Origin of the sequence: Streptomyces sp. WM4235 (genome assembly GCF_001279725.1) — a bacterium.
Taxonomy (GTDB): domain Bacteria; phylum Actinomycetota; class Actinomycetes; order Streptomycetales; family Streptomycetaceae; genus Streptomyces.
In genome coordinates this window covers 14304-39473 of the sequence record NZ_LGDE01000192.1, presented here as the reverse complement: position 1 = coordinate 39473, position 25170 = coordinate 14304, and the positions used below count along the sequence as shown (strand labels likewise).

Annotated in this window: 24 protein-coding genes and 1 riboswitch; of the genes, 14 read left to right on the top strand and 10 right to left on the bottom strand. The window is 73.5% G+C overall.

Annotated features, from left to right (window positions below):
• Positions 1-3 precede the first annotated feature (3 nt).
• The gene (locus tag ADK55_RS15450; protein ID WP_053679085.1) at positions 4-2151 is read right to left on the bottom strand and encodes an acyl-CoA dehydrogenase family protein; all 2148 of its coding nucleotides are present in this window, start codon (positions 2149-2151) and stop codon (positions 4-6) included.
• Between the two features lie 286 nt (positions 2152-2437).
• Between ADK55_RS15450 and ADK55_RS15445 the strand changes: the two genes are divergently transcribed.
• Positions 2438-3388 (top strand): SDR family NAD(P)-dependent oxidoreductase, encoded by a 951-nt coding sequence (locus ADK55_RS15445; protein WP_053679084.1) that lies wholly within the window; start codon positions 2438-2440, stop codon positions 3386-3388.
• 14 nt (positions 3389-3402) lie between these two features.
• On the opposite strand, the gene ADK55_RS36410 is transcribed toward ADK55_RS15445, so the two are convergent.
• On the bottom strand, positions 3403-3660 hold the full coding sequence (locus ADK55_RS36410; protein ID WP_078998958.1) for a DUF397 domain-containing protein: 258 nt from the start codon (positions 3658-3660) through the stop codon (positions 3403-3405).
• Positions 3620-4468, bottom strand: a complete 849-nt coding sequence (locus ADK55_RS15440) for a helix-turn-helix domain-containing protein (RefSeq protein WP_053679081.1) — start codon at positions 4466-4468, stop codon at positions 3620-3622. Before ADK55_RS15440 ends, ADK55_RS36410 begins: the two co-directional genes overlap by 41 nt.
• Before the next feature lie 135 nt (positions 4469-4603).
• Here ADK55_RS15440 and ADK55_RS15435 point away from each other — a divergent pair, with 135 nt between their 5' ends.
• The 6 genes from ADK55_RS15435 to ADK55_RS15410 all read left to right on the top strand — a co-directional run bounded on the left by ADK55_RS15435 (position 4604) and on the right by ADK55_RS15410 (position 10846).
• Entirely contained in the window at positions 4604-4966 is a 363-nt protein-coding gene (locus ADK55_RS15435) for an ATP-binding protein (protein ID WP_078998950.1), read from the top strand.
• Positions 4967-5074: 108 nt separating this feature from the next.
• Positions 5075-6904 (top strand): serine/threonine-protein kinase, encoded by a 1830-nt coding sequence (locus tag ADK55_RS15430; protein WP_159041405.1) that lies wholly within the window; start codon positions 5075-5077, stop codon positions 6902-6904.
• A 98-nt stretch (positions 6905-7002) separates the two neighbouring features.
• A complete protein-coding gene (locus ADK55_RS15425) occupies positions 7003-7644 on the top strand; it encodes a class I SAM-dependent methyltransferase (RefSeq protein WP_053679075.1) in 642 nt (213 codons plus the stop codon).
• An 89-nt stretch (positions 7645-7733) separates the two neighbouring features.
• Positions 7734-8720, top strand: a complete 987-nt coding sequence (locus ADK55_RS15420; protein ID WP_053679073.1) for an N-acetylmuramoyl-L-alanine amidase — start codon at positions 7734-7736, stop codon at positions 8718-8720.
• 138 nt (positions 8721-8858) lie between these two features.
• On the top strand, positions 8859-9689 hold the full coding sequence (locus tag ADK55_RS15415; RefSeq protein ID WP_053679070.1) for a DUF5336 domain-containing protein: 831 nt from the start codon (positions 8859-8861) through the stop codon (positions 9687-9689).
• Between the two features lie 146 nt (positions 9690-9835).
• Positions 9836-10846, top strand: coding sequence for an LLM class F420-dependent oxidoreductase (locus ADK55_RS15410; protein ID WP_053679142.1), 1011 nt, complete (start codon positions 9836-9838; stop codon positions 10844-10846).
• Positions 10847-10850: 4 nt separating this feature from the next.
• Here ADK55_RS15410 and ADK55_RS15405 read toward each other — a convergent pair whose 3' ends face one another.
• Together ADK55_RS15405 and ADK55_RS15400 are read right to left on the bottom strand one after the other, a co-directional pair.
• Positions 10851-11240 carry a hypothetical protein gene (locus ADK55_RS15405; RefSeq protein WP_159041404.1) on the bottom strand — a complete coding sequence of 130 codons (390 nt, stop codon included), beginning with the start codon at positions 11238-11240 and terminating at the stop codon, positions 10851-10853.
• Positions 11241-11344: 104 nt separating this feature from the next.
• Entirely contained in the window at positions 11345-12040 is a 696-nt protein-coding gene (locus ADK55_RS15400) for a hypothetical protein (protein WP_053679066.1), read from the bottom strand.
• A 66-nt stretch (positions 12041-12106) separates the two neighbouring features.
• Between ADK55_RS15400 and ADK55_RS15395 the strand changes: the two genes are divergently transcribed.
• On the top strand, positions 12107-12409 hold the full coding sequence (locus ADK55_RS15395; protein WP_078998949.1) for a hypothetical protein: 303 nt from the start codon (positions 12107-12109) through the stop codon (positions 12407-12409).
• Between the two features lie 36 nt (positions 12410-12445).
• Here ADK55_RS15395 and ADK55_RS15390 read toward each other — a convergent pair whose 3' ends face one another.
• From ADK55_RS15390 to ADK55_RS15380, 3 genes are all read right to left on the bottom strand, one after another.
• On the bottom strand, positions 12446-13528 hold the full coding sequence (locus ADK55_RS15390; protein WP_053679062.1) for a prenyltransferase: 1083 nt from the start codon (positions 13526-13528) through the stop codon (positions 12446-12448).
• Positions 13525-14259 carry a class I SAM-dependent methyltransferase gene (locus tag ADK55_RS15385; RefSeq protein WP_053679060.1) on the bottom strand — a complete coding sequence of 245 codons (735 nt, stop codon included), beginning with the start codon at positions 14257-14259 and terminating at the stop codon, positions 13525-13527. The genes ADK55_RS15390 and ADK55_RS15385 overlap by 4 nt, the downstream gene beginning before the upstream one ends.
• Positions 14260-14331: 72 nt before the next feature.
• On the bottom strand, positions 14332-15645 hold the full coding sequence (locus ADK55_RS15380) for a glycosyltransferase family 4 protein (RefSeq protein ID WP_053679058.1): 1314 nt from the start codon (positions 15643-15645) through the stop codon (positions 14332-14334).
• A gap of 227 nt (positions 15646-15872) precedes the next feature.
• Here ADK55_RS15380 and ADK55_RS15375 point away from each other — a divergent pair, with 227 nt between their 5' ends.
• Positions 15873-16520, top strand: a complete 648-nt coding sequence (locus ADK55_RS15375) for a TetR family transcriptional regulator (RefSeq protein ID WP_053679055.1) — start codon at positions 15873-15875, stop codon at positions 16518-16520.
• A gap of 36 nt (positions 16521-16556) precedes the next feature.
• On the opposite strand, the gene ADK55_RS15370 is transcribed toward ADK55_RS15375, so the two are convergent.
• Together ADK55_RS15370 and ADK55_RS15365 are read right to left on the bottom strand one after the other, a co-directional pair.
• Complete coding sequence (locus ADK55_RS15370; protein ID WP_053679053.1) at positions 16557-16790, bottom strand: ferredoxin; 234 nt, start codon at positions 16788-16790, stop codon at positions 16557-16559.
• A complete protein-coding gene (locus ADK55_RS15365; protein WP_053679051.1) occupies positions 16790-18271 on the bottom strand; it encodes an aldehyde dehydrogenase in 1482 nt (493 codons plus the stop codon). Before ADK55_RS15365 ends, ADK55_RS15370 begins: the two co-directional genes overlap by 1 nt.
• Before the next feature lie 230 nt (positions 18272-18501).
• Between ADK55_RS15365 and ADK55_RS15360 the strand changes: the two genes are divergently transcribed.
• The 5 genes from ADK55_RS15360 (at position 18502) to ADK55_RS15340 (ending at position 25082) form a co-directional block, all read left to right on the top strand.
• The gene (locus tag ADK55_RS15360; protein WP_053679049.1) at positions 18502-19542 is read left to right on the top strand and encodes an MBL fold metallo-hydrolase; all 1041 of its coding nucleotides are present in this window, start codon (positions 18502-18504) and stop codon (positions 19540-19542) included.
• A gap of 140 nt (positions 19543-19682) precedes the next feature.
• Positions 19683-19762, top strand: a riboswitch (cobalamin riboswitch).
• A 130-nt stretch (positions 19763-19892) separates the two neighbouring features.
• Positions 19893-21143 carry a prenyltransferase/squalene oxidase repeat-containing protein gene (locus ADK55_RS15355; protein ID WP_053679047.1) on the top strand — a complete coding sequence of 417 codons (1251 nt, stop codon included), beginning with the start codon at positions 19893-19895 and terminating at the stop codon, positions 21141-21143.
• Complete coding sequence (locus ADK55_RS15350) at positions 21143-21844, top strand: SCO2322 family protein (protein ID WP_053679044.1); 702 nt, start codon at positions 21143-21145, stop codon at positions 21842-21844. The genes ADK55_RS15355 and ADK55_RS15350 overlap by 1 nt, the downstream gene beginning before the upstream one ends.
• Positions 21845-22095: 251 nt before the next feature.
• Positions 22096-23208: an energy-coupling factor transporter transmembrane component T gene (locus ADK55_RS15345; protein WP_053679139.1), complete on the top strand. Its 1113-nt coding sequence runs from the start codon at positions 22096-22098 to the stop codon at positions 23206-23208.
• Positions 23205-25082 (top strand): ABC transporter ATP-binding protein, encoded by a 1878-nt coding sequence (locus ADK55_RS15340; protein ID WP_078998945.1) that lies wholly within the window; start codon positions 23205-23207, stop codon positions 25080-25082. The genes ADK55_RS15345 and ADK55_RS15340 overlap by 4 nt, the downstream gene beginning before the upstream one ends.
• Positions 25083-25170: the final 88 nt, after the last annotated feature.

The following is a 25170-nucleotide window of genomic DNA, read 5'->3' as shown; positions in this document are numbered from 1 at the left end:
CGGTCAGTCCCTGGGAAGGCCGAGAATCCGCTCGGCGACGACGTTGAGCTGGACCTGTGTGGTGCCTCCGGCGATGGTCAGGCAGCGGGACATGAGCATCCCGTGCACCGCCCGCTCCCCGGCCCCCTCGCGCACCGCGCCGGCCGGGCCCAGGAGCTCCAGGGCGAGTTCGGCGGTCTTCTGCTGGTGGGGGGTCTGTACGAGTTTGCGTACGGACGCGCCCGCGCCGGGTTCCGCTCCCGAGACCTGCCGGAGGGTGGTCCGCAGGCCGATGCAGGCGAGCGCGTGGGCCTCGGCGGCGAGGGCGCCGATCCGGGCGCGGTACGAGCCGTCGAGTGCGGCGGAGTGTGTGATCAGCGCCTCCAGGCCGGTGTCGAAGGTCATCTGGTCGGCCATGTGTACGCGTTCGTTGCCGAGGGTGTCGCGGGCCACCTTCCAGCCTCCGTCGACCGCGCCGACCAGCGCGTCGGCGGGCAGCAGCACGTCGTCGAGGAAGACCTCGTTGAAGAGGGCCTCGCCGGTGATCTCCTTGAGCGGCCGGACGTCGATGCCGGGGGTGGTCATGTCGATGACGAAGTAGCCGAGGCCCTTGTGCTTGGGCGCGGTCGGATCGGTGCGGGCGAGCAGGATCCCGAAGTCGGCGGTGTGCGCGGAACTCGTCCACACCTTCTGTCCGTTGACCCTCCACGAGCCGTCGGCGGTCCGTTCGGCCCTGGTGCGCAGCGAGGCCAGGTCGGAGCCGGCGCCCGGTTCGGAGAAGAGCTGGCACCAGGTGAGGTCCCCGCGCAGGGTCGCCGGCACGTAGGCGTCCTGCTGCGCGGGCGTTCCGTGGGCGAGCAGCGAGGGCACGACCCAGGTGGCGATGCCGAGGTCGGCGACCTTGACGCCGGCCGTCGCCATCTCCTGCTGGACGACGAGCTGTTCGACGGGGCCGGCGCCGAGTCCGTACGGCGGCGGGAGGTGGGGGGCCGCGTATCCGGTGGGCGCCAGGATCCGGCGGGCGGCGGCCGGGTCGAGCCCGTGCGCGTCCTCGATGGCGGCGCGGGCCTTCGCGCGGTGGTCCTCGGCCCGCGCGGGGAGTTCGAGGCGCAGTTCGCGGCGTGCCCCGCCGGCCGCGAGGCGTACGGCCCGTAACCGGTGGCCGTCGCCGGCGCCGAGCAGTTGCCGGGCGACGACGGCCCGGCGCAGGTGGATGTGCGCGTCGTGTTCCCAGGTGAAGCCGATGCCGCCGAGGACCTGGATGCAGTCCTTGGCGCAGGAGTAGGCGGCGTCGAGGGCGGTGGCGGCGGCCAGCGCGGCCACCAGGGAGCGCACCTCGGCCGGTTCGTCCGTCGCCCGGGCGGCGTCCCAGACCAGGGCGCGGGCCTGTTCGAGGCGTACCAGCATGTCGGCGCACAGGTGCTTGACGCCCTGGAACCGGCCGATGGGCCGGCCGAACTGCTCGCGCGTCTTCGCGTAGTCGGCGGCGGTGTGGACCGCCCAGGCGGCGGTGCCGCAGGCGTCGGCGGCGAACAGGACGCAGGCCAGGTCCCGGACCAGGGCGGCGTCGAGGGCGAGGAGGCGGCCGGGCGGCACGGTGATCGCGCGTGCGCGCACCTCGGCCGTGGGCCGGGTCGGGTCGGCGCTCTCGTGGGTGCGGATGTCCAGGCCGGCGGTGTCCACGGCGAACCAGCAGGTGCCGTGGGCCGCCTCGGCGGCGAGCAGGACGAGGTCGGCCTCCCCGGCGCCGAGCACGGGCGGCGCGAGGCCGTCGAGGAGGTGGCCGCCGCCCTCGACGGCGACGGCGGTCAGGCTGCCGGGGCCCAGCGCGACGGCCCCGACGCGGGTGCCGTCGGCGAGGGCGGCGGCCAGGTCGTCCGCCCCGGCCCGGTCCAGCAGGGCGGAGGCGAGGGCGCCGGCGAGGTAGGGGCCGGGAAGGGCGGCCCGGGCGGCCTCCTCCACGGCGACGGCGAGGTCGAGCAGGTTGCCGCCCTCCAGGTGGGGTGCGAGCAGTCCGGCGGCGGCGAGCGCGTCCCAGTACGCGGGCCGCACCCCGGTCCTGGGCGGGCCGTCGAGCAGTTTGCGCACCTCCTCGGGGGGCACGGTGCGCGCCGCCCAGCCGCGCACGGCCTCGGCCAACTCCTGGTGTTCCCGCGTGATTCCGATGCCCATACGGTTCCCTGCCGCCTCTCCGACGCTTCCGGCCGGCGCCGGTCGTCCCCCCGAACGCGGGCCAGAGTAGAACACGTTCCATTCTGACGGAAGGTCAGATGACGGAGTGGCCGGTGGATCAGGACGAACCTCACAGGGGGCCCGCCCCGGCTTGTCGGTGGGATGTCGGGCGTCCGGCGGGTTCGTCGGTGGTGCACACGCGAGGTGTCGGTGGCCGGCGCGACGGTGGAGGTCGGGTTGCCCGAGGGGCAGCCGCAGCCGCCCTCCACCAAGGGAGCCCGTCACCGTGTCGTCCGCATCCTCCACCCCGCCCTGGAACGTCCGACGGCTGCCCGGCGCCGCCGGCCGCGTCGTCCTGGTGACCGGCGGCAACGCCGGCATCGGGTACTTCGTCGCGGAGCAGTTGTCTGCGACCGGAGCCGACGTCCTGCTCGGCAGCCGCAATCCCACCCGGGCCGAGGCCGCGACGGCCTCGATCCGCGCCCGGGTCCCCGGTGCGCGGGTGCGGGCCGTACGACTGGACCTCGCCGACCTCGCGTCGCTCGAAGCGTCGGTGGGATCCCTGGGAGTGGAACGCCTCGACGCGGTGGTCCACAACGCCGGGGTCGCCCTGGACGACCCGCCGCGCGAGGAGACCGGCGACGGTCACGAGCTGATGTTCGGCACGAACCACCTCGGGCACTTCGCCCTGACCAAGTGGCTCATGCCGCTGCTGTCGGCCGCCCCTGCGGCCCGCGTCGTCAGCACGGGCAGTTTCGCGGCGAAGTCCGAGCGGCTCGACCTGGACGACCTCCAGTCCCGGAGGGACTACCGGCCCAAGCGGACCTACGGGCGCTCCAAGCTGGCACAGATGCACTTCGGCCTCGAACTCGACCGCCGCCTGCGCGCCGCCGGCAGCACGGTGGCGAGCGTGGTCGTCCATCCCGGGGGCGCGCTGGACTCCCTCACCCCGTCACGGCCGCCGATCCACGTGCGCACCACGGCCGCACGGCTGGGCGCGGCGCCCTCGGCCCTCCTCCTCCAGGGCAAGCACGCCGGCGCGTGGCCGGCGGTCCGGGCGGTGCTCGACCCGGCCGTACGCGGAGGGCAGCTCTGGGGGCCGCGCCACTTCGGCCTGCGCGGCGAGCCCCGACGCGAACCGCTGTGGGACCACCTCGCCGACACCACCGTCGCGGCACGGTTGTGGGACGCGAGCCGCGACCTCACGGGCGTCGACCCCGGCGCCCTCCCCGGCTAATCGAGGCCGGCGACTCAGACGCTGCGCACGAACTCCGCGAAGGCCTCGGGGGCGACGGTGAAGACGGGGCCGTCCGGGTCCTTGGAGTCCCGGACGGCGACCAGGTGGGGACGGGCGGCGATCTCGACGCACTGGCCACCGGTGTCACCGCTGTAGCTGGACTTGCGCCAGTCGCCGCCGAGCGGGGTGCATTCGACGCAGTCGCCGCCGGTGTCTCCGCTGTACGAGGACTTACGCCACCGCGCGCCCGTCAGGTTCTGGGTGCTGTCCATATCGCTCCTCCATTACACGGGCAATTTGTACCGCCGAGTCCTCCACGGAGAGAGCAGCGGCCTGAAGGTGATCGTAACGGAGCGAACCCTCCCTGAGAGCTTGCGGATTGGCCGTCATATGACCCTGGACGAAGTCCTCGGTGTAGACGAGATCCGGGTCCCCGTCGAACCGCAGCAGATTGAACGAACCCAGAACCCCCGCATGGGCGCCCGTCTCGAACGGCAGGATCTGCACCCGCACCCACTCACGCCCCCGCAGCCCCAACAGGTGCGCCAGTTGGTTGCGCATGACCTCCCGGCCGCCGATCTCCTGGTACAACGCGGCCTCGCTCAGTACGACCCACATCAATGGCGGGTTCTCGCGGTCGAGTATCCGCTGCCGCTCCATACGGGCGGCCACCTTCGCGTCGAGATCCCCCTCCGTACGCACCCCCAGTACCGCCCGCGCGTACTCGGGAGTCTGCAGGAGCCCATCGACCAATTGCGCTTGAAAGGTGGAGATGTACGCCGCCTTCGCCTCCATCTCCGCGTACGGCTGGAACCACGTCGGGAGCTGGCTCCGCAGCACCAGCCCCACCAATCGCGAGAACAACCCGCCCGTGTCGAGCGCGGCGTCCAGCCGTTCCGAGAAACCCCTCGTCGGAACCTTCCGCGCCGTCTCGATCTGCCCGACCAGCGAGCCCGCGCAGTAGAGGATGCCCCCCAGCTGTCCCTGCTTGAGCCCTGCCTCTTCCCGCAGGCGGCGTAGTTCGGAACCGTAGTAGTCCAGGGCCGAGGCGCTGGGATCGAGATCACGGATGTTGACCATGGAGCGGTCACCTCCAAGTACACGCCGTGCGGCGTTCGGTTCGGTCCGTAGCCGAGCGTAACCAGATCACTCCACGCTGGTCTCATGAATCGCACAACTGAGTACTCAACCAACACAGTTGACGAGAGCTATCGCATGGGGTTCACCGTGGGTGAGCACTCCGCCCGTCACCTTCGGCGCATCCTGCGCATGTACCTCGCCAGTTGGGGTCTGGCCTCGCTGACCCATGCCGCCGAACTGGCGCTCACCGAGCTGATCGCCAACGTCGTGCGTCACGTCCCCGGCCGGGGATGCTCCGTGCTCATCCTGTGCCGGCCCGGCGGTCTGCGGGTCGAGGTGTCGGACGACTGCCCCGCGCTCCCCCGGGTGGCGGGGCCACCCGGCCCCGAACTCGCCGAGGGCGGGCGGGGGCTGCTGCTGATCGACGCCGTCACCGATCGGTGGGGCGCCGAACCGAATGCCACCGGCAAGACGGTGTGGTTCGAGTGCGACGGGTGAGGCGCTGACCCTCCCCGGCCCACACTCGGAACCCGCCCGCACTCGGCGATAATGCTCCTGCCGCGCGGGCGGAGCAGGGTGTTGACGGGGGTCGAGGGTGTGCGGGAAGTGATCGAAGACCGGTACGAGTTGGAGGAGTTGCTCGGACGGGGCGGATTCGGCGAGGTCTGGCGGGCGAGGGACGCCCGGGTGGGCCGCCGGGTGGCCGTGAAGATCGGATACCCGGAGACCGTCGAGGCCGCCCGCCGGTTCGAGCGGGAGGCGAGCCTCGCCGGGAACCTCGCGCACCCCAACATCGCCACCATCCACGACTTCGGCCGCACCGAACACGGCGGACGGGACGCGGTGTTCCTGGTGATGGAACTGCTCCGGGGCCACAGCCTCGCCGAGGTCCTGGACGCCGGCGTACCGCCGCTCGCGGACGCGCTGGACTGGGCCACGCGGATCGCGGACGCGCTCGGGGCCGCGCACGACGCCGGGATCGTCCACCGGGACATCAAGCCGGCCAACGTCATGGTCACCGAGAGCGGGATGACGAAGGTCCTCGACTTCGGCATCGCCAAGGCCCCGGGCGGCCCCGGTACGGAGCTCACGGCCACCGGCATGATCATCGGGTCCTTCCCGTACATGGCGCCGGAACGCTGGACCGGCGGCGCGAACGGGGTTCCCGTCGACGGGCGTTGCGACCTGTACGCCCTCGGCTGCGTGCTCATGGAGCTGCTCACCGGCAGTCGCCCCTTCCCCGCCCGTGAGATGCACGAGCTCCTCGCCCAGCACCTCACGACGGAGCCGCCCGCGCCCGGTTCGCTCCGCGAAGGGCTGCCGGCCGCGCTGGACCCCCTCGTGCTCGACCTGCTCGCGAAGGACCCCCGGCAGCGTCCGGCGACCGCGCGGGAGGTGAGCCTGCGCCTAGCGGAGATCGCCCGGGGCGCGGCGGCCGTCCCCGCCCACACCCCCGCCGGCGCCCCCGCCCCCGTACCGGCTGCTCCGGCGGCCCCGGCCGTCGCGTGGCCGCCCCCGCCCGCCTACTCCCCCACCGTGCACACCGCTGCCGGGGATCCGGTCCGGGCGATGTTCGGGCGGCGGCTGAACCTGCTGCTGGAGGACGCCCCGACCGACCTCCCCGAGCGGCTGGGCATGCTGGTCGCCGACCTGACGGAGGAGCTCGGCGCCCACGACGCCCTGACCGTGCGGGCCGCGTACCACCGGGCCATGGCCGTGCGGGGCCAGTCGGCCACGGAGTTGGAGCGCATCCTGCCCCGGATGATGCGGGTGCTCGGTCTGGAGCACCCCGACACCATCGCCGCGCGCGCCGCGTACGTCGGTGAGGCCGCGGCCCACGGGCCCGGCGACGGCCGCCGCCACGAGGACGAACTGCGCGAGATCATCGAACAGGCGGCCCGGGTCCTCGGCGCCGACGATCCCGTCACGCTGACCGCCCGCTACCACCTGGCCGGGGCCCGCCGGCGGGGTGACGGCGGCCCGGACGGGGAGTGGGGTTCGCGCACACCGGAGCAGGCGCGGAGCGAGCGCGAGTGGCTGGGCCCGCTGCTGCCCGACCTCGAACGCCGGCTGCCGGCCGAGAGCCCCGTCCTGCTGGACGTACGGCGCCGCCTGGCGCACGCCGCCTGGCTGCTCGGCGACTTCCCGACCGCCGCCCGGCTGTACCTGTGGCTGTACCCCGATCCCGAGGGCCTGGCGGAGCGCGGTCACGCGGAGGTGGCGTACCGGGTGGCCCGGAGCATCGGCGAGGCCGGTGATCCCGCCCGCGCGTTGACCCTCCTGAAGCCGTTGTTGCACCGGCTCCACCTCACCGCCGGCAACACCCACTGGCTGACCCGCGAGGTGACCGACGTCCGTGCGGACTTCCGGCGGATGCTGTGGGAGGACCGGCGCTCGGACCTCGGCGGTGGCCTGTCCCGGCTCTTCGGCCGCTGATCGCGCGCGACCACGGGTCACGGGCCCCCGGCCGTGGCGTCCTACCGGGCGGTAGGGCAGCATGGGCGGCCACTCACCCGCAGCTCAGGAGGAACGACATGGCCAGCCCCAAGCCGGAGACCCTCGCCGCTTTCGAGGCGGCCAAGGGCTTCATGCCCGTGGGCGAGGGCCTCGCCCTCCACGCGGCGGCGACGCGGGCGGCGGCGCTCGGGCTGCCGCTCCTGGAGGTCGGCACGTACTGCGGGCGTTCCACGATCCTGCTCGCCGACGCCGCCCGCGAGGCGGGGGTGTCCGCGATCACCGTCGATCACCACCGGGGCAGCGAGGAGCAGCAGCCGGGCTGGGAGTACCACGACCCGACGGTGGTGGACCCGGAGATCGGCCTGATGGACACCTTGCCGACCTTCCGCCGCACCCTGCACCGGGCGGGTCTGGAGGACCACGTGATCGCGATCGTGGGCCGTTCCCCGCAGGTCGCCGCGGCCTGGAGCGGCCCACTGGGCCTGGTCTTCATCGACGGCGGGCACACCGACGAGCACGCGAGCGGCGACTACGAGGGGTGGGCCCCGCACCTCGCCGTGGGCGGCACGCTGGTGATCCACGACGTGTTCCCGGACCCGGCCGACGGCGGCCAGGCCCCGTACCGGATCTACCTGCGCGCGCTGGCCTCCGGGGCCTTCGAGGAGATCTCGGTCACGGACTCCCTGCGGGTCCTGCGACGCACCGACCAGGGCATATAACCGGGACACCGCCAGGCATACAAACACACCACGCCCCCGGATGGAGCACGGTCCGTCCGGGCGGCGGGCGGCCGGTCTAGCATCGCCGGGTGCGCTACGACGACAGCCCCCCGCCCCCCGAGTCCGGCTCCTCGGTCACCCCGGACCGGCACTGGTTCACGCGCCGCTCCACCCTCGCGGTCGCGGCGGCCGCCCTCGCCCCGACCTGTCTGGCGGGCTGGGTCCTGACCCAGGTCCTGACCGGGAACGGGCAGGACGACCACCGCCCGCAGGCGTCGGTGCCGTCCGCGTCCCACACGCCCGCCGGGGACGCGAAACCGACCACGGCCGGCGAGCCCACGCCCGCGAGCCCCACCCCGAACGGCAGCACGTCCGGCGCCCCCACCGCCGACAAGGTCCCGCTCACCGGCCGTACGGTGGTCATCGACCCCGGCCACAACACGGGCAACTTCAAGCACACCAAAGAGATCGACCGCCAGGTGGACATCGGCACCAACCACAAGGAGTGCGACACCACCGGCACCACCACGAACTCCGGCTACATGGAGGCCGAGTTCACGATGGACGTGTCCCGCCGGCTGCGCACCGTCCTGGAGTCCAAGGGCCTGAAGGTGCTCCTCACCCACGAGGCCGGAACCGACCGCCCCTGGGGTCCCTGCATCGACGAGCGGGCCCGGATCGGCAACGAGGCCACGGCCGACGCCGTCGTCTCGGTCCACGCCGACGGGGTCTCCGAGGGCAGTCGCGGCTACCACGTCATCCTTCCCGCCAAGGTCAAGGGCGGTGGCGCGGACACCGCGAAGATCATCGAGCCCTCGCGGCTGCTGGGCGAACGCATCGCGACCAACTTCTCCCGCACGACCGGTTCCGGCCCCGCCAACTACCTCGGTTCCGGCACGGGTTTGGTGGTCCGCGACGATCTGGGCGGACTGAACCTCTCAACTCGCCCCAAGGTGTTCATCGAATGCGGCAACATGCGTGACGCCAAGGACGCGGCTCAACTGACGAGTCCGCAGTGGCGCCAGAAGGCCGCGCAGGGCATCGCGGACGGCATTGTCGGGTTCCTCGGCGGGTAGCCCCAACGGGACAGCCCGCCGCCCCGGTCCGCTCGGTCACGGAAAACCTCCGTACCATGGTGCCGCCCGCCCCGCTCCAGTCCTGATCTGCGACCGCGGCACCACGAGACGACCGAGACCGAGAAGGACACCTGAGACGTGAACATCCGCTCCCTCACTCGAGGCGACGGCGTGGTGATCGGAGCAGCGGTGCTGCTGTTCATCGCCTCGTTCCTCGATTTTTACTCCGCGACCGGCATCGACACGCCGAGTGCCTGGGACACCGACGTGTACAGCCTGGTGCTCCCGACGGTCTTCCTGCTCGGGTTCATCGCGGCGGGTCTGGTCCTGTCGGCCCGGTTCCTGCCGCAGGGCCGCCAGCTCGCCGGGCTGCCCATGCAGGCCTGGGGCACCGTGCTGGCCGTCGCGGCGGCCTGGGCCTCCCTGTGGTCCCTGATCACCTGCCCGAGCCGCGCCGACCTGGGCGCCGGCAGCATCATCGCCTTCCTCGCCACCCTGGCGCTGGCCGGCGTGACCCTGTTCGGCGACAAGGTCCCCGCGCTGGCCGGCAAGCTCGTTCCCGAGTCCCGTCCCGCCGCCGTCCCGCCGTACGGCGGCCAGCCGCTCGGCCAGCCGCAGCCGCCCGGCGCCGGCTACGGCTACCCGGGCGGGCAGCAGCCCCAGCCGTACGGGCAGACCCCGCAGCCCGTACCGCCCTACGGCGGCACCCCGCAGCCGAACCCCACGCCCGCCCCGGCCCCGCAGGACGCGACGCCCGCCCCGGCGGCGGACTTCACCCCGTTCTGGTTCGCGGTGCCGGTGACCCGGCCCCTGTTCGCCGAGGACGGCTCGCACAACCCGATCGCGGAACTCGCGCCGGGCACCTGGTACCTGGCCGTCGACCAGCGCGGCCCGTCCACGCTGATCGCCCAGACCCAGGACGGTCGACGCGGCGTGCTGAACGAGACGTCGGACATCCAGCGCGGCTGAGGCCTCCTCGCCCGCGCGGCCGAACGACCCCCGCCCTCCCGGGCGGGGGTCGTCGGTCTTCCCGGGACGGTGGTGGTGCCCTACAGTCACCTGACGCACCGTCAGGAATGGCGGTGGCTGTCGGCGGCTTCGCGGAGGGAACCCCCATGCGCCTCGGACTGGCACTCGGCTACTGGGGTCGCGGCCCCAACCCCAACCACCTCGACCTCGCCACCGAGGCCGAGAACCTCGGCTACCACTCGGTGTGGACCGCCGAGGCCTGGGGCTCCGACGCCTTCACCCCGCTGACCTGGATCGCCGCGCACACCTCGCGGATCCGCCTCGGCACCGCCATCGCCCAGATGTCCGCCCGCACCCCCACCGCCACCGCCATGCACGCCCTCACCCTGGACCACCTCTCCGGCGGCCGGATGACACTGGGCCTGGGCCTGTCCGGCCCGCAGGTCGTCGAGGGCTGGTACGGGCGCCCCTTCCCCGCCTCCCCGCTCACCGCGACCCGCGAGTACGTGGACGTCGTCCGCCAGGTCCTGCGCCGCGAGGCCCCCGTCGCCCTGGACGGCCGCTTCCACCACCACCCGTACCGCGGCGAGGACGGCACCGGCCTCGGCAAACCGCTCAAGCCGATCACCCACCCGCTGCGCGCGGACCTCCCGATCCTGCTCGGCGCGGAGGGCCCCCGGAACATCGCCCAGACCACCCGGATCGCCGACGGCTGGCTCCCCCTGTACTGGTCGCCGTCCCGCACCGACGTGTACCAGGCCTCCCTCGCCGACCTCCCCGAAGACTTCATGATCGCCCCGATGGCCCGGGCCCACGTCTGCGAGGACGTCGCCGAGGGCCTCCTGCCCGTCAAGGCGATGCTCGGCTTCTACATCGGCGGCATGGGGCACGCGGCCCGCAACTTCCACGCCGACCTGATGGCCAGGATGGGCTACGAGGAGGAGGCCCGCCGCATCCAGGAACTGTTCCTCGCCGGCCGCAAGGAGGAGGCCGTCCTGGCCGTCCCCGACGCGTTCGCCGACGAGATCTCCCTGATCGGCCCCCGGGAGCGGATCGCCGAACGCCTCGACCTGTGGCGCAAGGGCCCCGTCACCGACCTGCTCCTGACCGCCCCCGACCCGCACACCCTGCGGGTCCTCGCGGAACTGAACACCTGACGACTCAGACCTGCTCGGCCCGCGGCACCGCGTCGAGGAACTCCCTCAGGTCCAGCGCCATCACCGCGATCTCGATGTCGGCGCCCCCCGGGCGGGCGCACGTGACGATCCGCGAGCCCGGGTTGATGCTCATGCCCTCCTTCACGGAGGGCGCCCGCACCGCCGTGGCCCGCGCGCCGGCCAGCTCCACCACGGGACCCCGCTGCGGCTCCCAACGGGGCGCGCCCCCGTCCACGTACAGCCGGCCCATGCGCCAGCGCCCCTCGCCGGCGGGCAGCCGTGCCATGCCCGGCAGCCCGGGCACCACCTCGGCGGCCTGCCGCTCGCGGTGCTTGCGCCGCACCAGCCACCCGACCCCGGCCACCGCTGCGGCAGCCACCACGAACTCGATCACGCGCCCCATTGAAACAGCCGCGGCCGGCCCTCGCGTGCCGGCGGGCCCGGGGTCGAGGGGCCGCGACGCCTCCCGACCCCGGGCCCGCCCGGGGACGCGGCCGGTCAGCCGCCGAGCTGGGAGGTGCTGGGAACCTTGTCGGTCACCACGGCCCCCGCGCTCTTGCCGGCGTCCTTGACCCCGTTGATGACGCTTTCGAAGGCGCCGATGTCGGCGTCACCCGCCTGCCCCTTGCGGAGCTTGGTGGCGAGACCCTTGAGGGACGCGATGCCGGCCGTCAGCGGGGCCACCGCCTTGGACAGCAGGGGATCGCCCTTGGCGTTGTCGGTCGCCGCCTTCAACCGGTTGTAGGCGAAGGCACCCGCAAGACCCGCCTTGATCAGCGCGAACGTACGGCCCTTCGCGCCCTTCTTGAACTTGCCCGCCTGGTACGGCTTGACGATCCACTGGTACGTCGCGCCGGCCGCGAGACCGGCGTTCGCGACGAAGCGGGTCTTCGCGAACTTCTGCTTCTCGGCGGACGTGCTCGGCGCGGGAGTCGCGGCGGCGGCCTCCTCGGCGGCCAGCACCTCGACGGCCGAGGCCTCCGCCGCCGCCTGGTCGGCCGCCGTGGCCGCGGACAGCGAGACGTCCTCGCTCTTGGATTTCCCGCCCCCGTCGGAACCACAGGCGGTGGCGCCCGCCAGCAGCGCACAGGACAGGAGCACCGACGTGACGGCACGACGGAATCGAACGGTTCTGGGTACGGACACAGTTGCCTCCGGGGACTGAGGTGTCCTCCGCACCCTCACCCGGGCCATGCGGCTCCGCCACTTGGGGGACCCGTTCGGGGGTTTGCGGCGCGCCTGCGCGGCAACACGGGGTGCATGCCCACACACACCCGAGTACACACCCGAGGAAGCAGTTCAGCGGGCCGGGCCGTCGCCCTGGTGGCGGACATCGCAGCCTTCGTGATCGGCCTGTGGATCCTGCTGTTCCTGCTCGACGCCAACCAGGGCAACGCCTTCGTCGACCTCGTCCACGACGCGGCGACCTGGCTGGCCGGCTGGTCCTACGACCTGTTCACCTTCGACCGCGCCTGGGTCCAGGTCGTCGTCGGCTACGGCCTCGCGGCCGTCGTCTACCTCTTCATCGGCCACGCCCTGGCGAGCCGACTCTCCCGCCGCTGACGCACGGGGCGTGTGGGGCCCGCGGGCCCCACACGCTCAACCGCAGCAGTCCGGCTCAAGCCCCCGCGGCAGGTTCAGCCCGCCGAAGACCTCGCCCGTCGCCTCGTCCCCGCCCAACGCGGCGACGGCCAACAACAACGAGCCCGCCGTCCACGTGGTCTGCTCGACCGGCCACACCGCCCCGTCCACGAACTCGTACCCCGTCCAGTACATGCCGTTGTCGGCCCGCAGGTGCCCGATCGACCGCAGGATCTCCAACGCCCGGTCGGACTCCCCCAACGCCCACAGCGCGAGGGCCAGTTCGCAGGACTCCCCGCCCGTGACCCACGGGTTCGGCAGCACGCACCGCACCCCGAGGTCCGGGACGACGAACTCCGCCCACCGCTCCTCGATGCGCGCCGTGGCCTCCGGCCCGGTCAACGCGCCGCCCAGCACCGGGTAGTACCAGTCCATCGAGTAGCGGGACTTGTCGAGGAACCGCTCCGGGTGCCGTCGGATCGCGTGTCCCAGCGCGCCCGCCGCCAACTCCCAGTCCGGCTGCGGGTCCTCGCGGTGCTCCGCGATGGCGAGCGCGCACCGCAGCGCCTGATGGATCGACGAGGACCCGGTCAGCAGCGCGTCGGTGACGGCCGCGCCGTCCGACTCCCGCTTCCAACCGATCTCGCCGCCCGGCTGCTGGAGTCCCAACACGAACTCCACCGCCGCGTACACGGCCGGCCACATCCGGTCCAGGAAGGTGTCGTCGCCGGTCGCCAGGTAGTGGTGCCACACCCCCACCGCGATGTACGCGACGAAGTTCGACTCACGGCTCGCGTCCTGCGGGGCGGACGTGTCCACGCCCTCGGGCCGGTCCGCGTAGGCCGCGAACCAGGAACCGTCCTCGTTCTGGTGCCGCGCCAGCCACGCGTACGCCCGCTCCGCCGCCTCGTGCTCGCCCGCCACGTCCAACGCCATCGCGGCCTCGGTGTGGTCCCACGGATCGAGGTGATGGCCGCGGAACCACGGGATCGCCCCGTCCGCCCGCTGCGCCGCGAGGATGCCCGCGACGGTCCCGGCCGCCTGCTCGGCGGTCAGCACGCCGTCCAGGACCAGGTGTTCGGTACGACCGGGGAACGTCACTTCGCCGCGTCCACGGGCAGGTGCGGCTTCGTCGCGTACGCCACGAAGCTCTTGCCGATCACCGGGTTCAGGGCCTGCTCCGCGAGGCGCGTGGCCAGCGGCTTCTTCATGATGTCCCAGACCAGCAGCTTGTGGTACGCCTTCACCGGCAGCGCCTTGTCGTTGTCGACGCCGAACGCGCACTTCAGCCACCAGTACGGGGAGTGCAGCCCGTGCGCGTGGTGCGTGCCGTACGGCTTGAGGCCCGCGGCCTCCATCTTGCCGATCAGCTCGTCCGCCTTGTAGATGCGGATGTGACCGCCCTCGACCTCGTGGTAGGCGTCGCTGAGCGCCCAACAGATCTTCTCCGGGCCGTAGCGCGGCACCGTGATCGCGATCCGGCCGCCCGGCTTGAGCACCCGCACCATCTCGGCGAGCACGCCCTTGTCGTCGGGGATGTGCTCCATCACCTCGGAGATGATCACGACGTCGAAGGACTCGTCGGGGAACGGCAGGGCCAGCGCGTCGCCCTCCATGGCGGTGGCGGTGGCGCCGACCGGCGCCTCACCGGCCTCCTTCATCGCGGCGAACCACTTGGCGACCTCGCGGATCTCCTCGCCGTTGCGGTCCACGGCGACCACCTGCGCGCCGCGCCGGTAGCACTCGAAGGCGTGCCGGCCTGCGCCGCAGCCCAGATCGAGCACGCGGTCGCCTGCGGCGAGCGGGAACCGGGAGAAATCGACGGTCAGCACGGGGTCCTGCCTTCGCGGTCGCGGGGGTCTACGGGGTGGAACTCGGAACGGGGGTGACTCATCGGCGAGGGGTCAGCGCGCACGACGCGTACGGGCGGCCCGCTCGATGGCGGCCCGGTAGTGCACCACGGTCCCCTCGGCGGCCTTGGCCCAGGTGAACCGGGTCAGGACTCTGTCGCGTCCGGCGGCGCCGAGCCGCTCGCGCAGCGGGGCGTCACCCAACAGCCGGCCCAGCGCGGCGGCGAGCGCGCCCGCGTCACCGGGCGGCACCGCCAGGCAGCTCTCCCCGTCGGGCCCCGTCACCTCGGGGATCGCCCCGCCGGTGGTCGCGACCAGCGGGGTGCCGGTGGCCATGGCCTCGGCCGCCGGGAGCGAGAAGCCCTCGTACAGCGAGGGCACGCAGGCGACCTGCGCGCTGCGCACCAGGTCGACGAGCTCGGCGTCCGTGATGCCCTTGACGAAGCGGACCGCGTCCTGGAGTCCGTACGTGGTGATCGCGCGGGCGACCGGCCCCTCCTCGGCACGCCGGCCCACGACGACGAGGTGCGCGTCGGGCTGTTCCGTGCGGAGCTTCGCGAGCGCCTCCACCAGGTGGACGAGCCCCTTCAGCGGCACGTCGGCGCTGGACGTCGTCACGATCCGCCCGGGCACCTCGGCCACGGACGCGTCGGGCGACCACAGGTCGGTGTCGGCGCCGATGTGCACCACGTGGATGCGCTCGCCGCGCACGCCCAGGTGCTCGGCGATCTCGACCTGCGAGGAACCCGACACGGTCAGCACGGACGGCAGCCGGCGGGCCACCCGGCCCTGCATGCGCGTGAACCCGTACCAACGGCGCACCGAGAGCCGCTTCTTGCGGTCCTTGGCGGCGGCCAGGTCCAACGTGCGGTCCACGGTGATCGGGTGGTGGATCGTCGTCACCAGCGGCGCGCCGAGATCCCCCAGCAGCCCGTATCCGAGCGTCTGGTTGTCGTGGATGACGTCGAACTCACCGGCGCGCGCGGCCAGGTGCCGGCGCGCGCGCAGCGAGAAGGTCAGCGGTTCGGGGAAGCCGCCGGTCCACATGGTGGCGACTTCGAGGGCGTCGATCCAGTCCCGGTATTCCGCCCGTTTGGGCGTACGGAACGGGTCGGGGCTGCGGTAGAGGTCCAGGCTCGGCAGCTCGGTCAGCGTGGCCCCGGTGTCGAGCACCGGGTAGGGCTGGGCGCCGATGACCTCGACACTGTGGCCGAGCCGGACGAGCTCCCGCGAAAGGTGGCGGACGTAGACGCCCTGGCCGCCGCAGAACGGGTTCCCCTTGTAGGTGAGGAGTGCGATGCGCAACGGGCGGTCACCTTCGGTGGCGGAACTCGCGAAAGGGCTCGTCACCACGGCCTCTGCGGTCACTCTCGGCCCCCTTCTCCCTGCACTTTCGCCGGAGCGTAACCGCTCGGATAATGTAGAACAAGTTTCAGACTTGATCCGTCTGAGAGCATTGAATCTACCGGCCGGAAACCCCACCGTAAGAGGCGGAGCAGGTGATTCACGCCACGACCCCGACGCCTGACACGCCGGCCCCGGATCGGCCCCGGAACGGCCGGCGCAACGACACTGAACGCCTTGGAACGGGACAGATGACAGCGGAAGTGAAGGCCGTGACCACACCGGCGTCTCCGCCCCTGACGGAGCGCCAGGAAGCGCGCCGGCGCCGCATCCTGCACGCCAGCGCCCAACTGGCCGGCCGGGGCGGTTTCGACGCGGTCCAGATGCGGGAGGTCGCCGAGGCGGCCGGCGTGGCGCTGGGGACCCTGTACCGGTACTTCCCGTCCAAGGTGCACCTGTTGGTCGCCACCATGCAGGACCAGCTCCAGCACATGCACACCACGCTCCGCAAGCGCCCCCCGGCGGGCGACGATCCGGCGGCCCGGGTCTCGGAGACCCTGATGGGCGCCTTCCGGGCCCTCCAGCGCGAACCGCACCTCGCCGACGCGATGGTGCGCGCCCTCACGTTCGCCGACCGGAGCGTGAGCCCCGAGGTGGACACGGTGTCGCGGCTGACCACGGCGATCATCCTGGACGCGATGGGTCTGGACGCCCCGCCGACGGCGGAACAGCTCTCGGCGGTGCGCGTGATCGAGCACACCTGGCACTCGGCACTGATCACCTGGTTGTCGGGCCGTGCCTCGATCGCCCAGGTCAAGATCGACATAGAGACGGTCTGTCGCCTGATCGACCTGACGACGCCGGCCCCGGCCCCGCCGAAGGCCCGGGGAAAGTCCTGATCCTGCCGTAGGGCCTGCGGGGCGGGGCCGGTTCTCCTACTCCTCCGGCGGGAACACCGCCTCCCCGCTGCCCAGCAGGGTGATCGTGATCGCCTCGACGGGGCAGCCCTCGGCCGCCGTCAGGACCGGTTCGTTCGCGTCCGTCTCGGAGGCCGCCGGGTGTGACTGGCGCGCCGAGTCGAGGGAGAAGCCGGCCGGGGCGTGGTTCACGCACATGCCGGAGCCGATGCAGACGCCCCGGTCCACCTCCACCTGCCAGCGGTCCCCCATCACGCGTCCGTTTCGGGGGCGGCCGGAGGCCGGTACCCGGCGGGCAGGTGGATCATCTTGTGTTCCAGGTACTCGCTCAGTCCCTCGGGGCCGAACTCCCGCCCGACGCCGCTGTTCTTGTAGCCGCCGAACGGTCCGAGCATGTCCAGGCTGAAGGTGTTGACGTTGAAGGTGCCGGTGCGCACTCCGCGCGCGAAGTCGATTCCGTGCTCCACGTCGCCCGTCCAGACGCTGCCGCTGAGTCCGAACTCGGAGTCGTTGGCGATCCGCGCGGCCTCGGCCTCGTCGCCGTAGGGGATCAGACAGACCACGGGCCCGAAGATCTCCTCGCGCGCGATGCGCATGGAGTTGTCGACGTCGCCGAACAGGGTGGGTTCGACGTACCAGCCCTGGTCCAGACCGGCGGGGCGGCCGCCGCCGACGAGGATCTTCGCGCCCTCCTCCTGTCCGATCCGGATGTAGTCCAGCGAGCGCTGTTGCTGACGGCGGGCCACGAGCGGTCCGAGCTGGGTCGCCGGGTCCAGGGGGTCGCCGACCACCAGCGCGCCGGCCGCGGCGGCGAGGGCCTCGGCGACCTCCGCGTACCGGGCGCGCGGTGCGAGGACGCGGGTCTGGGCGACGCAGGCCTGACCGTTGTTCATCCAGGCCGCCGGGACGATGCCGGCGATGGTGGTCTCCAGGTCGGCGTCCGGCAGGATCACGGCCGCCGACTTGCCGCCGAGTTCGAGGGTGACCCGGGTGAGGTTGCGGGAGGCGACCTCCATGACGCGCCGGCCCGCCGCCACCGATCCGGTGAAGGCCACCTTGTCGATGCCGGGGTGCCCGACGAGGTACTCGCTGACCTCGCGGTCGGCGGGCAGGATCGACAGCACGCCCTCGGGCAGCCCGGCCTCGCGCACGATGTCGGCGAGGATGTAGGAGTCCAGCGGGGACTCCGGCGAGGGCTTGAGGATCACCGCGGAACCGGTCAGCAGCGCGGGCGCCAGTTTGGCGGCGGCGACGAACTGCGGGACGTTCCAGGGGATGACGGCGGCGACCACGCCGACCGGCTCCCGGCGGACGAGGATCGGACCGAGCACGCCTTGGCGGTGCTCCTCGTACGCGTAGTCGCGCGCCACCGTGATCGCCGCGTCGTAGACCATCATCGGGCCCAGCGCCTGGGCGAGGACGGACCAGGAGTACGGGGATCCGTTCTGGGAGCTGATGGACCGGGCGATCTCCTCGTGCCGCACCGCGATGGCGTCCTTGACGCGCGCGACGACGGCGATCCGCTCGTCGAGCGACATCCGGGGCCAGGGGCCCTCGTCGAACGCCTTGCGCGCGACGGCGACGGCGCGGTCGACGTCCGCCGCGGTGGCGTGCGGGACGCTGCCGATGACCTGTCCGGTGTGCGGGGAGACGACCTTGATGGTGTCGGTGCCCAGCGGGTCCGTCCACTCCCCGCCGATGAACAGTTGTCCGTGTTCCACGAGCTCGGTCATGGCTGAGGCCTCCTGCGGCTACCTGCGGCGTGACGTTCCAGAACTGATACCAGTTCTAGTTCCAGGAGTCCACGGTCAGGACGGAACGGCGGAGAAGATCCAACGGACATCCGACGGGTAGCCAGAAACCCGAAGAGATGGTCGACTTGGGCGACTACTGGAACAAGTTCTCTTTATCGTGTGCGGGCGGACGCACGACCGCCCGGACAGCCGGCAGACAGGGAGCCCTCGTGACACCTCAGGTCACCGACCACGGCGGAGGCGTGTGGGGCGTCAAGGTCCCCATCCCCGACAACCCCCTCGGACACACCCTCGTCCACGTCCTCGACACCGACCGCGGCCCGGTCCTCGTCGACACCGGCTGGGACGACCCGGAGTCCTGGGACACCCTCGTCGCCGGCCTCGACGCCCTCGGCATCGCGATGGCCGACGTCCACGGCGTGGTCATCACCCACCACCACCCCGACCACCACGGCCTGTCCGGCCGGGTCCGGGAGGCATCGGGCGCCTGGATCGCCATGCACGCCGCCGACACCGAGGTCGTCGTGCGGACCCGCTCCGCCGAACCGGGCGTCTGGTTCGACTACATGAGCGAGAAACTGGCCGTCGCCGGGGCCCCCGAGGAGCACATCGCCCCCCTGCGGGCGGCCCGCACGAGCGGCCGACTGCGGACCCTGCCCGGCCTGCACGCGGCCGTCCCCGACCGGGAGATCGTCCCCGGCGAACTGCTGCCCCTCGCCGGGCGGCGGCTGCGCGCCATCTGGACGCCGGGCCACACCCCCGGCCACGTCTGCCTCCACCTGGAGGAGGCCCATCCCGCGGGCCTGCCCGGCAACGGCCGGCTGTTCTCGGGCGACCACCTCCTCCCCGGCATCTCCCCGCACATCGGCCTGTACGAGGACCCCTCCGAGCACCGGGTCACCGACCCCCTCGGCGACTACCTCGACTCCCTCGAACGCGTCGGCCGGCTGGAGCCCGCCGAGGTGCTCCCGGCCCACCAGCACCCCTTCACCGACGCCCCGGGCCGCGTGCGCGAACTCCTGGACCACCACGAGGAACGGCTGACCGGGCTCTGGGGGCTCCTCGCCACCCCCCTGACCCCGTGGGAGCTGGCGGAGCGGATGGAGTGGAACCGCCCCTGGGAGCAGATCCCGTACGGCTCCCGGAACATCGCCGTCTCCGAGGCGGAGGCGCATCTGCGGCGGCTGGTGAAGCAGGGCCGGGCGGAGCCGGTACCGGGCAGCGACCCGGTGACGTACCGGGCCCTGTGAACGCGGAGCCGGGAACGGGGCACCGGCGCCGTGCATCGGGCGCCGCGGGCCGGGTGCGGTAAGGGGCTCAGGGCCCCACGCCCCGGTCACCGAAACCTACGGGCCGGTAGAGTGGGCCCGTCGTCCACACTTCCGTACGGGGGGAAGCCGGTGCGAATCCGGCGCTGACCCGCAACCGTGACCCACCCCCGCGACATCGGGGCGGGGAGCCGGAATGCCCTGTACCGGAGGTGCGCGGCTCGTGCCGCCGGGTCTTCCGGCGGCCGGCACCGTCGAGGTAAACGGAGCCGGAGCCCGGTACCCGCGCGTGCCTGCCTCCGTTCCCCAGCACGAGAGGCACCCGCCCCACCATGAACGTACGACGCAGCGCCGCCGCGCTCGCCGCCTCCGCCGTGCTCTGCGCGGGTGCCGCCCCCGCGACCCTCGCCGCGCCCTCCCCCTCCCCGGCGCCGGTCGTCCCCTCGGGACTGTTCGGCAAGGGCGACCCGACGTACGACGGCGTGTGGCGCCAGTCGTTCGCCCTGCTCGCCCAGCGGACCGTCGGCGAGCAGCCGGCCGCGCAGGCCGTGGACTGGCTCGTCGGCCAGCAGTGCGCCGACGGCGGGTTCGCCTCCTTCCGCGCCGACGCCTCGAAGGCCTGCGACGCGAAGACCGTGCTCGACACCAACGCCACCGCGGTGGCCGTGCAGGCCCTCAAGGCGCTCGGCGGCCACGACGCGGCGGTGAAGAAGGGCGTCGACTGGCTGAAGTCCGTCCAGAACGAGGACGGCGGCTGGGCGTACGTCCCCGGCTCCCCCAGCGAGGGCAGCTCCACCTCGGTCGTCATCAGCGCGCTGGCCGAGGCGGGCGAGAAGCCCGCCGACGTGAAGTCGAAGGCGGGCAAGTCCGCGTACGACGGCCTGCTCTCCTTCCAGCTGGGCTGCTCCGCCGAGCCGGCCGCCGACCGGGGCGCCTTCGGGTACCAGCCGGCCGACGGCAAGCTCGCGGCGAACGCCGACGCGACCGCCGCCGCGACGCTGGCCGCGCTCGGCAAGGGCGCGCTCGTCGCCCCGGCCGCCGCGGACACCCCGGCCGCCGCGCTCGCCTGCCCGGCGACCGCCGGCGACCCGACGGCCGCCGCCCAGGGCGCGGCCGGGAACCTCGCCGAGGCCCTGAAGAAGGACGGCCACCTCACCGCCGTCACCCCGGGCGCCGACCAGCCCACCCCGGACACCGGCAACACCGCCGACGCGGTGATCGCCCTGGCCGCGGCCGGCCACAAGCAGTCGGCGGCCGGCGCGCTGGAGTGGCTGAAGGCCAACTCCGCCGAGTGGTCCAAGGGCAACCCGGCGGCCCTGGGCACGCTGATCCTCACCGCGCACGCCACGGGCACCGACCCGAAGGCCTTCGGGTCCACCGACCTGGTCGCCGCGCTGAACGCGACGGGCCCGGCGCCGCGGTCGGCGACCCCGAAGGCGCAGGCCTCCGAGGACGCCGACAAGAAGAAGGACGACGAGGGCTCCGGCAACGGGAACCTCTGGTGGATCATCGGCGCGGGCGCCGCGGCCGGCATGGGCATCGGCATCCTGCTGAGCGGCCGCCGGAAGAAGAACCAGATCTGATGCGCGGGCTGCCCGCTCGCCGGTTCCCGGCCCTCGCCCTCGCCTTCGGCGTCCTCCTCGTGCTGTTCGCCTCCGCCCCGGCGATGGCGTCGAGCTACCGCTACTGGTCGTTCTGGGACGGCGGTGCGAACGGTTCCTGGTCGTACGCCACCCAGGGCCCCTCGATGGCGCGCCCGGCGGACGGCTCGGTGCAGGGGTTCCGCTTCGGCGTGAGCAAGGACGCCGGGGACCAGTCCGGGCGGCCGCGCGCCGACGCCGACTTCGAGGCCGTCTGCTCCGCGACGCCCGCGGAGCAGGGCCGCAAGCGGGTGGCCCTCGTCATCGACTTCGGGCTCCCCGCGGAGGCCCCTTCGGGCGAGACCCCGCCCGGGGACGCGCCGCGCACGGCCTGCGCCCGGGTGGCGCCGGACGCCACTTCGGCGGAGGCCCTGGCGGCGGTCGCGAAGCCGCTGCGCTACAACAGCGCCGCGCTGCTGTGCGGGATCTCGGGGTACCCGCGGCAGGGCTGCGGCGAACCGATCGCCGACGGCGCCGGGCAGCGGCCGTCGGCGTCCCCTTCCTCCCCGTCGTCCCCGTCCGCGTCCTCGGCGTCGTCCTCGGGCGGGTCCGGCGGGCCCTCGGCGGGGCTCGTCGTGGGCATCGTGGCGGTGGCCGCGCTGGCCGCGGCCGGCGTCTGGCAGTCCCGCCGCCGCGCCCGATGACGGAGCCGGCGCGCGGGCCCGGTACGGCGTCGGGCACCGGATCCGGCGTCACGCCCGCTTCCGTGTCCGGGACGGGGTCCGGCGCGGTGCCCGGCACCGGTGCCGCCGCCGTGTCCGGGACGGGGTCCGCCGCCGTGTCCGGGACGGGGTCCGTCGACGGGTCGGGGACCACCCACGGCGCGGCGGTCGGCGACGTGACACCGCCCCGGCGGAGCCGCCTCGCGGCGGCGAAGACCGACCCGCACGGGCCCGTGTACAAGAAGAGGCCGCACCTGGCCCCCGAGGCGCGTCGCGGGAACGCCCTGCACGCGGGGGCCTGGTGGCTGTGGGCGCTCGGGCTGGCCACGGCCGCCTCCCGGACGACCAATCCCCTCCTCCTCGGCCTGATCGTCGGCGTCGCCGGCTACGTGGTCGCCGCCCGCCGGACCTCGGCGCCGTGGGCGCGTTCGTACGGGGCGTTCGTCAAGCTCGGCCTGTTCGTCATCGGCCTGCGCCTGGTCTTCTCCATGCTGCTCGGCTCCCCGCTGCCCGGCTCGCACACCCTCTTCACCCTGCCGGAGGTTCCCCTGCCGGCCTGGGCGCAGGGCATCCGCTTCGGCGGCAGGGTGACCGCCGAGCAGCTGGTCTTCGCCTTCTACGACGGCGCGAAGCTGGCCACCCTCCTCATCTGCGTGGGCGCCGCCAACGCCCTCGCCAATCCGGCCCGGCTGCTGAAGTCCCTGCCGGCCGCCCTGTACGAGGCGGGGGTCGCCGTGGTCGTCGCCATGACGTTCGCGCCGAACATGGTCGCGGACGTGGTGCGGCTGCGGACCGCCCGCCGGCTGCGCGGACGCCCCACCGGCGGCGTCAAGGCCGTCCTCCAGATCGGTCTGCCGGTCCTGGAGGGCGCGCTGGAGCGTTCGGTGGCGGTGGCCGCCTCGATGGACGCGCGCGGGTACGGGCGCACGGCGCGGGTTCCGCCCGCGGTCCGGCACACCACCAACGCGCTCACCCTCGGCGGGCTCCTCGGCATGTGCGCGGGCACGTACGGATTGCTCGCGGCGGAGGGCGCCGCGTTCGGCCTGCCCCTGCTCATCGTCGGGCTGGCACTGGCCCTGGCGGGCCTGCGCCTGGGCGGCCGGCGCAGCGTCCGCACCCGGTACCGGCCCGACCGCTGGGGCCTTCGGGCCTGGCTGGTCGCCGGGTCGGGGGCGGCGGTCGCGGCCCTGTTGATCTACGCGGGCACCCGGGACCCGGAGGCCCTGCGCCCGGGGGTCGTCCCCCTGGTCGCGCCCACCCTCCCGCTGTGGCCGGCGGCCGCGATCCTCATCGGCCTGCTTCCCGCCTTCGTGGCACCCGTTCCGCCGAAGGAGGCGTCGCAGTGATCCGTTTCGAGCAGGTGTCGGTGACCTACGAGGGAGCCGCCGGACCGGCGCTGCGCGGCGCGGACTTCGTCGTGCCGGAAGGGGAGCTGACCTTGCTGGTCGGCCCGTCGGGTGTCGGCAAGTCGACTCTTCTGGGGGCGGTCTGCGGGCTGGTCCCGCACTTCACGGGCGGCCGGTTGAGCGGCCGGGTCACGGTCGCGGGGCGCGACACCCGTACGCACAAGCCGCGCGAGCTCGCCGACGTGGTGGGCACGGTCGGCCAGGATCCGATGGCCCACTTCGTGACGGACGTGGTGGAGGACGAGCTGGCCTACGGCATGGAGTCGCTGGGGCTCCCGCCCGCGGTGATGCGCCGCCGGGTCGAGGAGACCCTCGACCTGCTGGGCCTCAACGAACTCCGCGACCGCCCCATCGCCACCCTCTCCGGCGGGCAGCAACAGCGGGTCGCGATCGGCTCCGTGCTGACCCCGCACCCGCGCGTGCTGGTCCTGGACGAACCCACCTCGGCGCTGGACCCGGCGGCGGCCGAGGAGGTCCTGGCGGTGCTCCAGCGGCTGGTGCACGACCTGGGCACCACGGTGCTCATGGCGGAACACCGCCTGGAGCGGGTGGTCCAGTACGCGGACCGGGTACTGCTCCTGCCGTCGCCGGGAGCGGCCCCGGTCATGGGGAGCCCGGCGGAGATCATGGCGATCTCCCCGGTGCACCCCCCGGTGATCTCCCTGGGCCGGCTCGCGGGCTGGTCCCCGCTGCCCCTGTCGGTCCGCGACGCACGCCGTCTGGCAGGCCCCCTGCGGTCCCGCCTTCCGCAGGACGCGGGGGCGGACCCGGCCCCGGCGGCGTTCGAGGCGTTCGAGGCGGGGGTGCGGGCGCCGTCCGAACCCGCGAAGGTGCCGGGTTCGGCGGGCCGCCCCGAGGGTCCCGGCCGGCTGGCCCGGCTGCTGCGCCGCACCCCGCCCGCGCGCACCGGCGGTGCCGGTGCAGGTGTCGGCGTCGACGCCACGGCGGGCACGGTCGCGGCCACGGCCGCGGGCGTGTCCGTGCGTCGGGGTCGGGCAGAGGTCCTGCACGGGATCGACCTCACGATCGCCCCCGGCGAGACCGTCGCCCTCATGGGCCGCAACGGCGCCGGCAAGTCCACCCTGCTCGCGACCCTCGTCGGCACGATCGAACCGACCACCGGCAAGGTGCTCGTCGGCGGTCGCACCCCGCACCGCACCCCGCCTCGGGAGATGGTCCGCCACGTCGGGCTCGTCCCGCAGGACCCCCGGGACCTCCTCTACGCCGACACGGTCGCCGCCGAGTGCGCCGCCGCCGACTCCGACGCGGGCGCGGCACCGGGCACCTGCCGGGCCCTGGTGACGGCCCTGCTGCCGGACGTGCCCGACGACACCCACCCCCGGGACCTCTCCGAGGGGCAGCGTCTCGCGCTCGCCCTGGCCCTGGTCCTGACCGGCGAGCCGGCCCTGTTGCTGCTCGACGAGCCCACCCGCGGCCTGGACTACGCCGCCAAGGCCCGACTGATCGGGATCCTGCGGGCTCTCGCCGCGTCGGGGCACGCCGTCGTCCTGGCCACGCACGACGTGGAACTCGCCGCCGAGCTGGCGCACCGGGTGGTGATCCTGGCCGGCGGGGAGATCGTCGCGGACGGCCCTACGGCCGAGGTGGTGGTCTCCTCCCCCGCCTTCGCCCCGCAGGTGGCCAAGATCCTGGCGCCGGGGCGGTGGCTCACGGTGTCCCAGGTCGCGCGGGCCCTCTCCGGTGACTCGGGTGGCGCCGGGGACTCGGGTGGCTCCGGGGACGCCGGGGACTCCGGTGGCGCCGGGGACTCCGGTGGCGCCGCCGACGGCACGGCCGGGGGGCTCGCCCCGTGAGCACCACGCGCACCCCCCGCACCGCCGACCCGGCTGATCCGACCGGCCCGGCAGGCCCAGTCGACCCGGCCGGCCCCGTCGACGGCAC

Coding starts and splice junctions, on each gene's coding strand:
- ADK55_RS15375 (WP_053679055.1), top strand. CDS start 15,873: ATGACAGCGGAAGTGAAGGCCGTGACCACACCGGCGTCTCCGCCCCTG.
- ADK55_RS15450 (WP_053679085.1), bottom strand. CDS start 2,151: ATGGGCATCGGAATCACGCGGGAACACCAGGAGTTGGCCGAGGCCGTG.
- ADK55_RS15370 (WP_053679053.1), bottom strand. CDS start 16,790: ATGGGGGACCGCTGGCAGGTGGAGGTGGACCGGGGCGTCTGCATCGGC.
- ADK55_RS36410 (WP_078998958.1), bottom strand. CDS start 3,660: ATGGACAGCACCCAGAACCTGACGGGCGCGCGGTGGCGTAAGTCCTCG.
- ADK55_RS15350 (WP_053679044.1), top strand. CDS start 21,143: ATGCGCGGGCTGCCCGCTCGCCGGTTCCCGGCCCTCGCCCTCGCCTTC.
- ADK55_RS15440 (WP_053679081.1), bottom strand. CDS start 4,468: ATGGTCAACATCCGTGATCTCGATCCCAGCGCCTCGGCCCTGGACTAC.
- ADK55_RS15395 (WP_078998949.1), top strand. CDS start 12,107: ATGCCCACACACACCCGAGTACACACCCGAGGAAGCAGTTCAGCGGGC.
- ADK55_RS15410 (WP_053679142.1), top strand. CDS start 9,836: ATGCGCCTCGGACTGGCACTCGGCTACTGGGGTCGCGGCCCCAACCCC.
- ADK55_RS15365 (WP_053679051.1), bottom strand. CDS start 18,271: ATGACCGAGCTCGTGGAACACGGACAACTGTTCATCGGCGGGGAGTGG.
- ADK55_RS15400 (WP_053679066.1), bottom strand. CDS start 12,040: ATGGCCCGGGTGAGGGTGCGGAGGACACCTCAGTCCCCGGAGGCAACT.
- ADK55_RS15435 (WP_078998950.1), top strand. CDS start 4,604: ATGGGGTTCACCGTGGGTGAGCACTCCGCCCGTCACCTTCGGCGCATC.
- ADK55_RS15425 (WP_053679075.1), top strand. CDS start 7,003: ATGGCCAGCCCCAAGCCGGAGACCCTCGCCGCTTTCGAGGCGGCCAAG.
- ADK55_RS15355 (WP_053679047.1), top strand. CDS start 19,893: ATGAACGTACGACGCAGCGCCGCCGCGCTCGCCGCCTCCGCCGTGCTC.